We start from the raw sequence: 13233 nt of genomic DNA on the forward strand, positions 1-13233 counted from the left end.
TGCCTCCTATTCATTTTCTATCTTTACAGTTATTTTCTTAAGACCTGATTTTTCTTTTAACTTGTCCTTCAGTAAAATAACCTGCTCCATTTCACCTGGAGCCATGATACGTTTCTTGTTGTGCATTACACGCTCGTCGTCAAAGTAAACACTTACGAATGAATCCTTGTACACTGCTCCTACACGGAAACGAACTGTAAGTTTATCATCCATTCTATCTACATTGATTGTCGATGGAACAGTGTATCTAGCACCTTCTGTAGCAACAATCTCAATATCTGATTTCACATCAGAAAGTTCACCCTTAACAAACTTGGCTGCATTCTGACCAGCTCTGTCTGCCTCCTCTGAGACATAGTCCACAAGGTCATGAACATGAAGAACATTACCGCAAGCAAACACGCCTGGAATATTTGTCTCAAGTGATTCATTGACGATTGGTCCACTTGTAATAGGGCTCATCTCAACTCCTGCATTTCTTGAAAGCTCATTTTCTGGAATGAGTCCGCAGGAAAGAAGAAGGGTATCACATGTGTATCTCTCCTCTGTACCTGGGATTGGCTTGCCCTTGCCATCAACCTCGGCGATAGTAACTGCTGTTACTTTTTCCTTACCTTCAATATCAACAACTGTATGCGAAAGCTTAAGAGGAATTCCAAAGTCATCTAGGCACTGTACAATATTTCTCTTTAAACCACCTGAATATGGCATAAGCTCTGCAACAACTTTTACCTTAGCACCCTCTAGTGTCATACGGCGTGCCATAATAAGGCCAATATCACCAGATCCTAAAATTACTACTTCTCGACCTGGCATGTAACCTTCAATATTTACAAGACGTTGAGCAGTACCTGCCGAGAAAATACCTGCCGGTCTAAAACCTGGAATATTTAAAGCTCCTCTTGGGCGCTCTCTACATCCCATAGCAAGGATAACAGCCCCTGCCTTTATCTGGTACATACCATCTTCACGGCTCATAGCTGTTACAACTCTGTCTTCAGAGATATCCATTACCATTGTGTTAAGCTTGTACTCTATTTTTGCATCTAATACTTTTTCAATAAATCTATAAGCATATTCTGGACCAGTAAGCTCTTCTTTAAATGTGTGGAGTCCAAAACCATTGTGGATGCACTGATTTAAAATTCCACCTAGCTCCTTATCTCTTTCCAATATAAGGATTTTATCTACTCCGGCATTTCGTGCTGCAACAGCTGCTGCAAGTCCTGCTGGGCCGCCGCCAACAATAACAATATCATAGTTCATCATTACTGCTCGCCTCCCTTCTGATTTTTGGTGCGCTCAATAACGATATTTGAACGACCACCACTCTTTGTTATTTCTTCATAATCAAGGCCGAGCTCTCTGTGAAGAATTTCCATTGTCTTTGGAGAACAGAAACCTGCCTGACATCTTCCCATTCCAGCTCTCGTTCTTCTCTTTACTCCGTCCAATGAACGAGCTCCAAGTGGTCTGTGAATTGCATCAAGAATTTCCCCCTCTGAAATAGACTCACAGCGGCAAATAATGTTACCATACGCCGGATTTTTCTTAATTAATTCATTTCTTTCTTCAATTGATAGATTTTCAGGATTCATTACATCCTTACGCTTACTAATCCAATTAGCCTTAGGAGTAAGTCCCATCATATCCTTCAACATATTTCCAACCATTTCGCCTATGGCTGGGCTTGAGGTAAGACCAGGAGACTCAATAGCTGCACAATCAATAAAATTCTTTGCTCCCTTTACCTCACCGATGATAAATTCATGACGAGCCTCGTGAGCACGAAGACCTGCAAAGGATGTGATTACCTTTCTCATTGGAAGGTTTTTCACATGGTCATTAGCCTTTGCAATAAGGTCATTGATTCCTTCTGCGGTCGTGTTTGTTCCTTCTTTGTCATCAATATCTATTGCTGTTGGTCCAACAATAAGATTTCCATGAACTGTAGGTGAAACAAGCACGCCTTTACCAAGATTTGTTGGCTGTGGGAAAATCGTATGACTAACATGATTTCCTACCTCTTTATCAAGTAAGCAGTAATCTCCTCTTCTTGGGATAATCTCAATTTTGTCATCATCCTCACTTACCATATTGTGAATCACGCCTGAATAAACGCCTGCCGCATTTACTACGTATCTAGAAACATACTCACCATTGTTAGTGCGAATGTGCCACAATCCATCCTCGCTCTTTTTAATATCTTCTACCTTGGTATTAAATCTAAAATCAACCCCATTTACATTTGCATTTTCTGCCATTGCAATACATAGCTTAAATGGGCAGATAATACCGCCAGTTGGTGCATAAAGTGCTCCTTCTACGTTGTCAGAAAGATTTGGCTCCATTTCAAGCGCCTCTTCACGGCTCAAGATTTTCATACCCTTTACACCGTTTTTAATACCTCTGTCATAGAGATCCTGAAGCCCTGGAAGTGCTTCCTTGTGGATGCAAACAACCATGGAACCATTTCTTTTGAACGGAATGTCCAAATCACGGCAAAGGTCGTCCATCATCTCGTTTCCTCTGACATTTAATTTTGCCATTAATGATCCAGCTGCTGCATCAAAGCCCGCATGTACAATTGCCGAATTAGCTTTTGAGGTACCCTCACATACATCCTCACATTTTTCTAGTACACAGACATTTGCCTCATAGCGTGAGAGTTCTCTTGCAATTGCGCTACCGGAAACGCCTGCGCCTATGATTATGACATCATACAACATAGTTTTTTCTCCTACCTTTTACATATTCTTTTGAAAAAAGGAGTCGGCAATTAGACGCATCTCATCATGCGTTCAATACCGACTCCAATCCTCAGTGTATCAATAATAAAGTTTAAAAAATGGTTACAGGTTTCAGTATTGAATACTGAATTAATAATAACTCACACAGATTACATTTCTGTGAACAGTTCTTTTAACCAAACATCTGAGCTGCAGCAAGTGCGTTGTATAGAAGGGATGCAACAACACCACCACAGATAGGTGCTACAGCTGGAATCCATCCATAGCTCCAATTTCCGTTCTTCTTACCAAAGTTTGGTGCAAGGCAAAGATAAGCAATACGAGGAGCTGTATCTCTTGCTGCATTCATTGCGTATCCTGTAAGACCACCAAATGAAGCACCACAAGCAACGATTACGCCATATACAAGTACCCAAACTGTACGGTCAGATCCTGCTGGAATAAGAGCAAGTGTAAATACAAGAATAAATGTAGCTACGAACTCTGACATAAAGTTAAGGAACTGATTTGGGATAGAAGGTGCTGTACAGAAGCAACCTCTAACAACATCATCCTCAGCAGTAGCCTTGATATGATCGTGATAAAGAAGCATCAATATAGCTGCACCAACAAAACCGCCAAGCATCTGAGCAACTATCTGTCCAGGTACTGTGCTCCAATCACCGCTTCTGATTGCAATACCAATTGTAACTGCAGGGTTGAATGCTGAAGGGCATCCTGTGAAATTGCTCATTGCAAATGCAGGAACCATAACGGCCATTCCCCAACCGATAAGGATGTGAACTGCTCCGCCGCCCTTAAAACCAGACTTATTTAAAGAAACGTTACAGCAAACACCATCACCAAGTAATACAAGTATAATAGTACCAATAAACTCGCCTACATAAACTGACATATTCTTTACCCCCTTTTATTCTCTCGCCAGTCACGGCTACAAGCCTAATGATTTCTCCGCTCATCTAACACGATTCGCTTAAGAAATATTAGAGCTTGCTGCCTACTGGCTACTTATTAAATTATATAGTTACCTATACGATATACGGCTATTCTTTAGCCCAACCACGTGTTGCTGCTACAGCCTTTGACCAGCCCTTAATAGCTGCTGTTCTGTCTGCATCAGTCATAGCTGGCTTGAACTCACGGTCTACAGACCAGTTCTTGATAACATCTTCCTTGCTCTTCCAGTAGCCAACTGCAAGACCTGCAAGATATGCAGCACCCATAGCTGTTGTCTCAACACAGCTTGGACGAAGAACGTCTGTATTAATAATATCTGACTGGAACTGCATCAAGAAGTTGTTGTTTGATGCACCACCGTCAACTTTAAGTGCTGTAAGATGCTTGCCTGAGTCAAGCTCCATAGCATGTAATACATCGTATGTCTGATAAGCAAGTGACTCAAGTGTTGCTCTAATAAGGTGATACTTATTAACACCACGTGTAAGTCCTGTGATAGCTCCACGTGCATATGGATCCCAGTATGGAGCGCCAAGACCTGTAAATGCAGGTACAACGTAGCATCCGTTTGTATCCTTAACACGTGTTGCAAAGTATTCTGAATCTGGTGAAGAATCAACAATCTTCAACTCATCACGAAGCCACTGAATAGCTGCACCAGCTACATATACTGAACCTTCAAGTGCGTATGTAACCTTACCATCAAGTCCCCAAGCAATAGTTGTAAGAAGGTCATTCTTAGAGAATATTGGCTTCTCACCTGTATTCATAAGCATGAAGCAACCTGTACCGTATGTATTTTTAGCTTCACCCTCTTTGTAACATGTCTGTCCAAAAAGAGCTGCCTGCTGGTCACCAGCAGCACCTGCGATGCGGATAGGGCCGCCAAAGAATTCTGGATCTGTCTCTCCATAGATGCAGCTAGAAGGCTTAGCCTCTGGAAGCATGCTCTTTGGAATCTCAAGAATCTGGCAAAGCTCATCATCCCATTCAAGAGTATTAATATTAAATAATAATGTACGGCTCGCATTAGAGTAATCAGTAACATGTACTTTACCCTTTGTAAGTTTGTAGATTAACCAAGAATCTACTGTACCAAAAGCAAGCTCACCTTTTTCTGCTCTCTCACGAGCACCCTCTACATTATCAAGAATCCAACGGATTTTTGTTCCTGAGAAGTATGGGTCAAACTTAAGACCTGTCTTCTGCTGGAATTTCTCAACAATTCCAGGTATCTTACCCTTCATCTGTTCTGCAAAGTCAGCTGTACGACGGCACTGCCAAACAATAGCATGCGTGATAGGCTGTCCTGTAGCCTTGTCCCAAACAATAACTGTCTCACGCTGATTTGTGATACCGATTGCTGCGATATCATCTGATGTAGCACCCACTTTTCTCATAGCTTCGCGAGCAACAGAAAGCTGTGTCTGCCAGATTTCATTAGCATCATGCTCTACCCAACCTGGCTGTGGAAAATACTGTGTAAATTCCTTTTGTGCAACAGAGCACATCTCACCCTTTTCATTGAAAAGGATACATCTGTTACTTGTTGTTCCGGCATCAAGAGCCATTACGTATTTTGCCATTATTACTCCTCCTTCTTTTTGCGCCATTTGGCATTGGCTAGTTTCGGAGAAGGCTTTTAACACTTATAGCTGCCAGACCTCTTCATTAGTAGTAGATACTGCCAGCACCCCATTATTAAGTGCATTCATAACATCATCTCTGTCACTAATAAGGCCCCCCGCTAAGACAGGAACTCTACTAGCTCTGTTCACCCTCTGGATAATCTTAGGTAAGACTATGCCAGGAAGAATCTCGATGACGTCCGGTGTAGATATTCCATGACGGTCTTGCTTCTCAATATTCACAAGAGCCATGCTATCAATTACAAAATATCTAAGCACCGTATATAAGCCTAACTCCTTCGCCCGTCCAATGAGATTTCCTTTGGTGGTGATAATACCGTCTGCCTCAGTATTATTTTTAATAAAGTCGACTGAGATTTCTTTGGTGTTATTGAGGCCTGTAATCAAATCCAGGTGCACCATAGCTACCTTATCGACTGATTTTATTTTTTGTACGATATCCGGAATCGTACAAACATCTCCGTATAATATGAAGATTATCTCGCAATCCGTCTCTAAGGCATGAGCCAAACCTTCGTCGTCTTTTATGGCTGCGATAACTGGATTAACCTCCAGCTTTTCGATGAATTCTCTATGCATTTTATACTCCTCCCTAGCACCTTTGCCTATGTTTAGGCACAAAAAAAGAACATGCCTAAAGGAGCAAGAGCTCATCTCTTGTCACAGCCACATTCTCATCTCTCACGGGCATTTATTAACTTATCTGATTAAATCATAACGCAGTTATAGGTAAATATCAACATAAATTTTTCACATAATTTAGCTTATGTATGCACAATTGACTAATATTGTCATTGTCTTATTATTAACAATCTGTCAACTTTGCACTAATTAAGACGGTTCCCGGACTTTATTTATTGGACAGTCTGTCCTTTTAACCGCAATTTTTATTAAATTTGGACATAAAAAAAGCAAGTTTTGATAATAAAACTTGCTTTGATTATTAATTACTGCTGTACTGCCACAATAGCGTTATATAAGTCGTCGTACTCTTCAAAAGCAGGATACTGTGGATAGTCATTTTTAATAGCCTCAGTAGTTCTGAAAAGGAAGCCTGCCTTTGATGCCTGAATCATAGCTAAATCATTAAAGCTATCACCGCTGGCGATTGTCTCAAAACCGCAAGACTGAAGAGCCTTAACTGTAGTGAGCTTGCTCTTATCACATCTCATCTTATATCCTGTAATCTCGCCATTGTCTCCAACAATAAGCTCATTACAGAAAATTGTTGGCATGCCAAGCTTTTCCATTAAAGGTCCTGCAAACTGTGAGAAAGTATCACTGATAATAATTGTCTGTCCAAATGCTCTAAGTTTATCTAAGAACTCCTTAGCTCCTGGAAGTGGATCGATACCAGCGATAGTCTCCTGAATCTCCTTAAGACCTAAGCCATGCTCTTTTAAAATATCAATACGATATTTCATAAGCTTGTCATAATCTGGCTCATCTCTTGTTGTCTTCTTGAGCTCAGGAATACCTGTAGCCTCTGCAAAAGCAATCCAAATCTCTGGAACCAAAACACCTTCTAAATCTAAGCATGTAATATACATAACAATTCTCCAATTTCTATTAGTACGCCAGTTACGGCTACAAGCCTTAGAGTCTCTCAGCTCAACTACATGTTTCGCTTTAGAGACCTAAGAGCTTGATGCCTACTGGCTCTTTTAATATTTATAGTTACATTAAGTTTTCAATTTACAGCATTACATTAGATTTATCTACCACAAATTTTAGTAGAAACGAATCACTGAAATGATGCCACCAAGTGCTGCTGCACGCTCCTCGAACTCTGCCTCAGACATCTCTGCTGTAACAAAACCTGTCTCATTGTCTAAGTCAAGGCTTGCGTACTCAACATTGCCAAATTCATTTTCGATATTAGACTGTAAAGCTGAAGTTCTAACAAAGAAACGATATCTCTGCTCTAATGGATTAGCAAGTGTAAGCTTTTCAGCCTCCCAGCCAATCTTAACCTGTCTATTTGTATTTCTAGCAAGGAATACCATATCACCAACTACTGCTGATGCTGTAGGAAGGGCACCTGCGCCTGCACCATAGTACATAGACTCACCAAGCATATTTCCCTTTACAGAAACAGCATTCATAACACCTGCAACATGGTAAAGCATCTGCTCTGGCTTAATCATAAATGGAGCTACACGGCATGAATATGTGTCTCCCTCCTTGACGCTACGAGCAACAAGCTTGATGCTGCAGCCCATTTCCTTAGCATATTTGAAATCTGTAGAAGAAATCTTGCTGATACCCTCTGTTGGAATATCATTGAAATCAACTGTCTTTCCAGAAATAAGTGATGTAAGAATTGCAATCTTACGGCAGCTATCATGACCCTCAACGTCAGCTGTTGGGTCCTTCTCTGCATAACCAAGAGCCTGTGCCTCAGCAAGGATTTCATTGTAATCGCTGCCAAACTGCTCCATATTTGTAAGCATGTAGTTAGTAGTACCATTGCAGATTGCATCGATTTCCTCGATAACATCACCTGTAAGACATGCAGTAAGTGTACGGATAATAGGAATACCGCCGCCGACTGCTGCCTCGAACACGAAGTTAACACCGTGCTTGTCAGCGATTTCCATAAGCTCTGCGCCCTTGTCCGCTACTAGGGCTTTATTTGAAGTAGTGACAGACTTTCCAGCCTCAAGCATTTCCTTAACAAATGTGAAGGCAGGCTCCACACCACCCATAGTTTCAACGACAATCTGTACCTCTTCATCTTGTGCAATCTTCTTGTAATCCTTGACGAAGCAATCCTCGTGAGGGTCACCAGGAAAATCTCTCAAATCCAAGATATATTTAAGCTCAAGTTCCTCACCTAATCTAGCCTTGATAATATCTCTGTTTGTATCAAGAACTTTTGCTACACCGGAACCAATTGTTCCGTATCCCATAATTGCTGCTTTCATGTTGTCACTCCCTTGCTAAAATCTTTACGTAGTTAACACCGCCAACATTTTCGATAGAATTAACTAATTCGGAGAAATCTCCTGAATCTTCAAGAACATCTACTGAAATAGTAACTGTAGCGAATCCGTTGACTGGAATACTTTGGTGTACTGTCAAAATATTCACATGAAAATGAGCCATCTCCTCAAGTACCTTGGAAAGAATTCCAGGCTCATCCTCTAATTGGATGACCATATTAACGGTTTTCCCTTTTGCATCCTCGTGGAATGGAAAAATGTCATCCTTATACTTATAAAAAGAGCTACGACTAATTCCAACCTGTTCTGTAGCTTCTTGAACTGAATCACACTTGCCAGTTTCAATAAGCTTCTTCGCAGCTACCACCTTAAGCAAAACCTCAGGAACCGCCTTTTCTTTTAAAACAAAATAGGTAGTCTTCTCTGCCATATATCCTCCATAAGTGTCTTTAGCACAAAAACATTTGTACACGCTCAGAAGATAATAACATTAAACACTACCTAATTTCAAGTACTATATTAAATTATTGCCTAGTAAAATTAGGCTTTTTCGTTTTTTAGTCCTCAGCAGTAGCTCCACGGTCTGGACAACCAAGAGAAAGCCACTTGAGATAGGCATTCATAAATGGTGTAAGCTTGCCATCTAATACTGCATCTGCATTGCCTGACTCCTCGCCTGTACGAAGATCCTTGACCATAGTGTATGGCTGTAATACGTATGAACGTATTTGATTGCCCCATCCTATATCTGAGACTTCGCCCCTGATTCCACTAGCCTTGGCTGCATTCTCCTCCTGTTTCAAAAGAAGGAGCTTAGTCTTTAACATCTGCATTGCCTTATCCTTGTTTTGGAACTGACTACGCTCATTTTGGCAAGTAACAACTATTCCTGTAGGGAAATGTGTGATACGTATAGCCGAGCTGGTCTTGTTAATATGCTGGCCACCAGCACCCGATGAACGATATGTATCAATACGGATATCCTCATCTTTGATTTCAACATCCACATCCTCTTCTATTTCAGGCATAACATCGCATGATGCAAATGAAGTCTGTCTCTTACCCTGTGCATTAAATGGAGAAATTCTAACAAGTCTGTGAATTCCCTTTTCTGATTTAAGGTAGCCGTATGCATTTTCTCCATTAACCTGAAATGTAACTGATTTGATACCAGCCTCATCTCCCTCTTGGTAATCAAGCTCCTCAACAGAAAATCCAGCATCAGAAGCCCAACGAGAATACATACGATAAAGCATCTGCACCCAATCACATGCCTCAACGCCACCTGCTCCAGAATGAAGAGTCACAATAGCGCTGTCACTATCATACTCTCCTGATAAAAGAGTCTTCATTCTAAGAGTCTCTAAGTCACTTTCAAACTCTTCTATAAGAAGGCCAACAGTATCAACTATCTCCTGGTCCTCCTCTTCATTTCCAAGTTCGATGTAATCTTCTATTTCCTTATATAAGTCCTCAAGCTTATCGATGATTAGAACATCATCCTTCATGGACTTAAGCTCTTTCATTTTGTTGGTAGACACTTGCGCATCTGCCCAAAAATCAGGAGCTTCCATCTCGCGCTCAAGCTCTTCTATACGAGCCTTCTTAGCTGCGACGTCAAAGTGAATCCCTCACTTCCGTCATAGAATTTTTGTGCGACGCTAGTCGCTGTTTGAACTGATCAAGTTCTATCACGAAATCACCTCTTTTCAATTCTCGCTTGTTACGGTCTTTACACCCGCCTTTAGCGGTCTTTACGCTCGCTTGTTACGTCTACAATCCTTAGATACTCTTTGTCGGACTAACACGTCCTTACAAAGAGCACTAAGAGATTGTAGACTACAAGCTATTTTAAAATAGCTATTACTGATAAAACTATTATCCACCACTATTCCTGCTATAACTATTCTCTGCCACTAGTTCCTCTGGGACTTGCTTTGGCACAATTGCCGTTGGGTTACTATTGGCGCAGTACCTCTAGAGCCTTTTGAAGCTGATTATCAAACTCTACAGCATATTCATCATCCTCGCCACCTAAGAATTCATATTCTATGACAACGTCCGGTGTGATGCCCTGGCCATGGATACACTCTCCACTTGGAGTGTAGTACTTATTAGTAGTAAGCTTGATAGCTGAACCGTCCTGTAATTTAAAGCTTGTCTGAACAATGCCCTTACCATAGGTCTGTGTGCCAATAATAGTGCCATACTTAAAATCACGTATAGCTCCTGTAAAAATCTCAGCAGAAGATGCTGTATTTCCATTAACCAAAACTACTGTAGGAATCTCTTTGTGGCTAGCATCTGAATTGTAATCTCTGCGATTGCCCGCCTTGTCCATTGTGTACATTACAGTACCCTTTGGCAAAAGATAATCTAAGATATTAGTAGCTGTATCGACTATACCGCCACCGTTATTTCTCAAATCATAGATAACAGATGTCATGCCCTGAGCCTGTAAATCCTCAAATGCTTTTTCAAATTCCTTATCTGTGCTTCCTGTAAATTGAGAAATCTGGATATAACCGATATTGTTATCCAGCATCTTGTATGAAACTGTCTCTACTTCAATAATATCTCTAACTAATGTAATCTCTATCTCTTCGCCTTCTCTATCAATAACAATAGTCACTTCTGTGCCTTCATCACCGCGAAGATATTTAGATACATAATCCTCAAGTGAATAGTTGACACCCTTATGGCCATCAGCAGAAACAATAATATCTCCTTCTTTGACGCCTCCCTTTTCAGCTGGAGAATCAGCATATACCTTTGTAACTACTACCTCTCCTGTGTCTGCATCCTTCTGAAGACCTGCGCCAATTCCACCAAAGTTACCATTGACCACGCTACTATATTCTTCGTATTCTTCTGGTGTAAAATACTGAGAATATGGGTCCTCAAGACTGTCAAATATTCCATGATAAGCACCATTTTGCAGTGTCTCTTGTTCCACGTCATTATAAAAATATGTGTCAATCAAATACTCTAAATATGAAATTTTGCCATCTGGGTTTTGCAAAATTTTCGCCATCTGAGTATCTACATAGCTTTTGCAGATAGCCATAGTAATACTTGTTCCAACAATTATTCCTATGAATACGTATAGAGCTATCGCTAAGCCCTTTCGGATTTTCTCTTTACCCTTAGGATTCTCCTCCACAGGATTTGTGTTCTCAACTTCTTCAGAACCTCTCTCTGTATTAAGGTCTGTGCTTACGCCTTCAAATTCTTCATTCATTACTATTCCCTCTGTTTTAAATAAATCTAGTTGTTAACCATATACTAAAAGTGCCTCGGCGTTTGCCAAGGCACTCCCCAGATTTCATTATTATACTAAACTCTAAGATGTTTATGCAAGGTCAGTCTAGAACCTACCCAACCGATTCCCACACCAAGTATTAATGATATAGGTACAAGAGTGTTAAATATTGTCTTTACTGGTATGAAAGAAACCATGCTACTCAAGAAATTGAACTCGCTTGCTGCATAGGCAACTACCTTTTCATATATAAAGAACAATAATACAAGAGGAATGATAGAACCTATCAGACCAATTGCAATACCCTCTACTACGAATGGAGCTCTGACGAATGCATCCTTGGCTCCTATCAATTTCATAATGGCAATTTCTTCTCTACGGACAGAAATACCAACCATAACTGTATTACTAATCAAGAATACAGATACGAATAACAGAATAATGACAATTGCCATTGAAACTATTGTAATCGCACTGTTGATATCAGTAAGTGTCTTAGCTGCCACCTCAGATTTGTTTACTTTTCTGACGCCCTCAAGTCCCTCGAGATAAGATACAAGAGTGGACTGCATAGAAACGTCGCTGAGATAAATCTCATAGTTAGCAGAATCTGCAAGCGGATTATCCTCTCTAAAACTCTCAGCTGCCTCTGGGTGTCCCTCAAAATAAACTTCTTTGTAATTCTCCCAAGCATCTTCAGCTGAAACGAAATTGTAAGAAGCTACTTCTGGGCGCTTTTTAATCTCTGAACCTATTTCATCAATACGCTCTTGAGTGATACCCTTGTCAAAGAAACAAGTAACAGCAACACCTTCCTCAGCTTCCTTAAGCATAGTCTGGAAGTTGGTGCCAAGTGAATAGAATATACCAAAAAGGAAAATACAAGCTGTCATAGTCGCTATAGATGCCAATGAGAAAAGCTTGTTTCTCCAAATATTTTTAATACCCTGGCCAATGTTATATAAGTGAGTGCTAATCTTCATAGTCATCACCTCCAACGTCACTTACTACCACGCCTTTTTTAATGGTGATAACTCGTTTATTCATAGCTCTAACTATTTCCATGTTATGGGTAACCACAACAACTGTTGTGCCTCTGCGATTAATCTCTTCTAACAATCGCATGATTTCCCATGTGTTATCGCTGTCAAGATTACCTGTAGGCTCGTCAGCGAGAATGATTTTAGGCTCATTTACTAAAGCTCTAGCAATAGCAACACGCTGCTGCTCACCACCAGATAACTGGCTAGGTCTTGACTTATATTTTGCTGCAAGTCCTACAAGAGAAAGCATTGTAGGAACTCTCTTTTTAATCTCACGATTTGATGACTCAACAACCTTCATAGCAAATGCTATATTTTCATAGACATTTCTATCTGGAAGAAGTCTAAAGTTCTGGAATACAACGCCAACATTTCTACGGTACATTGGAATCTTTTTGTGTGTAACCTTTTTAAGGTCCTGACCGTTAATGTAAATCTTGCCTTTTGTTGGCTCCAATTCCTTAAGGAGAAGTCTAATAAGTGTAGACTTACCAGATCCTGAATCACCAACGACGAAAACAAACTCGCCTGGATCAATGTGTATAGTCACATCCTCTAAGGCTGGCTTACCAACCTCATAGGACTTGCTAACGTGATCTAATCGTATCAATGTAAGTACCTCTTTCT

At 40.5% G+C, this 13233-nt stretch carries 12 protein-coding genes; all 12 read right to left on the reverse strand.

Going from position 1 to position 13233, the window contains the following annotated elements; genetic code table 11:
* Nucleotides 1–6 precede the first annotated feature (6 nt).
* The 12 genes from BLP50_RS08610 to ftsE all read right to left on the reverse strand — a co-directional run bounded on the left by BLP50_RS08610 (nt 7) and on the right by ftsE (nt 13216).
* On the reverse strand, nt 7–1269 hold the full coding sequence (locus BLP50_RS08610; protein WP_090153755.1) for an NAD(P)/FAD-dependent oxidoreductase: 1263 nt from the start codon (nt 1267–1269) through the stop codon (nt 7–9).
* Entirely contained in the window at nt 1269–2726 is a 1458-nt protein-coding gene (locus BLP50_RS08615) for an NAD(P)/FAD-dependent oxidoreductase (RefSeq protein WP_090153964.1), read from the reverse strand. Before BLP50_RS08615 ends, BLP50_RS08610 begins: the two co-directional genes overlap by 1 nt.
* 196 nt (nt 2727–2922) lie before the next feature.
* Nucleotides 2923–3645 carry an MIP/aquaporin family protein gene (locus tag BLP50_RS08620; protein WP_090153757.1) on the reverse strand — a complete coding sequence of 241 codons (723 nt, stop codon included), beginning with the start codon at nt 3643–3645 and terminating at the stop codon, nt 2923–2925.
* 148 nt (nt 3646–3793) lie between these two features.
* Nucleotides 3794–5293: a glycerol kinase GlpK gene (glpK, locus tag BLP50_RS08625; protein WP_090153759.1), complete on the reverse strand. Its 1500-nt coding sequence runs from the start codon at nt 5291–5293 to the stop codon at nt 3794–3796.
* Between the two features lie 63 nt (nt 5294–5356).
* Nucleotides 5357–5935: a glycerol-3-phosphate responsive antiterminator gene (locus tag BLP50_RS08630; RefSeq protein ID WP_090153761.1), complete on the reverse strand. Its 579-nt coding sequence runs from the start codon at nt 5933–5935 to the stop codon at nt 5357–5359.
* Nucleotides 5936–6303: 368 nt separating this feature from the next.
* Complete coding sequence (gene thrH, locus BLP50_RS08635) at nt 6304–6906, reverse strand: bifunctional phosphoserine phosphatase/homoserine phosphotransferase ThrH (RefSeq protein WP_090153763.1); 603 nt, start codon at nt 6904–6906, stop codon at nt 6304–6306.
* A 180-nt stretch (nt 6907–7086) separates the two neighbouring features.
* Entirely contained in the window at nt 7087–8283 is a 1197-nt protein-coding gene (locus tag BLP50_RS08640; protein WP_090153765.1) for a homoserine dehydrogenase, read from the reverse strand.
* Between the two features lie 4 nt (nt 8284–8287).
* Entirely contained in the window at nt 8288–8731 is a 444-nt protein-coding gene (locus BLP50_RS08645; RefSeq protein WP_090153767.1) for an ACT domain-containing protein, read from the reverse strand.
* 127 nt (nt 8732–8858) lie between these two features.
* Nucleotides 8859–9996, reverse strand: a protein-coding gene (gene prfB / locus BLP50_RS08650) for a peptide chain release factor 2 (RefSeq protein ID WP_143001134.1) whose coding sequence is annotated in 2 segments (ribosomal slippage) — nt 8859–9920 and nt 9922–9996 — 1137 coding nt in all. Because the reading frame shifts where the segments join, the coding sequence is not laid out codon by codon here.
* A 265-nt stretch (nt 9997–10261) separates the two neighbouring features.
* Nucleotides 10262–11542 carry a S41 family peptidase gene (locus BLP50_RS08655; RefSeq protein ID WP_090153771.1) on the reverse strand — a complete coding sequence of 427 codons (1281 nt, stop codon included), beginning with the start codon at nt 11540–11542 and terminating at the stop codon, nt 10262–10264.
* Between the two features lie 95 nt (nt 11543–11637).
* A complete protein-coding gene (ftsX, locus tag BLP50_RS08660) occupies nt 11638–12546 on the reverse strand; it encodes a permease-like cell division protein FtsX (protein WP_090153774.1) in 909 nt (302 codons plus the stop codon).
* Nucleotides 12536–13216: a cell division ATP-binding protein FtsE gene (ftsE, locus tag BLP50_RS08665; protein WP_090153776.1), complete on the reverse strand. Its 681-nt coding sequence runs from the start codon at nt 13214–13216 to the stop codon at nt 12536–12538. Before ftsE ends, ftsX begins: the two co-directional genes overlap by 11 nt.
* Nucleotides 13217–13233 lie beyond the last annotated feature (17 nt).

This window comes from Pseudobutyrivibrio sp. AR14 (assembly GCF_900101325.1).
Classification (GTDB): Bacteria; Bacillota; Clostridia; order Lachnospirales; family Lachnospiraceae; genus Pseudobutyrivibrio.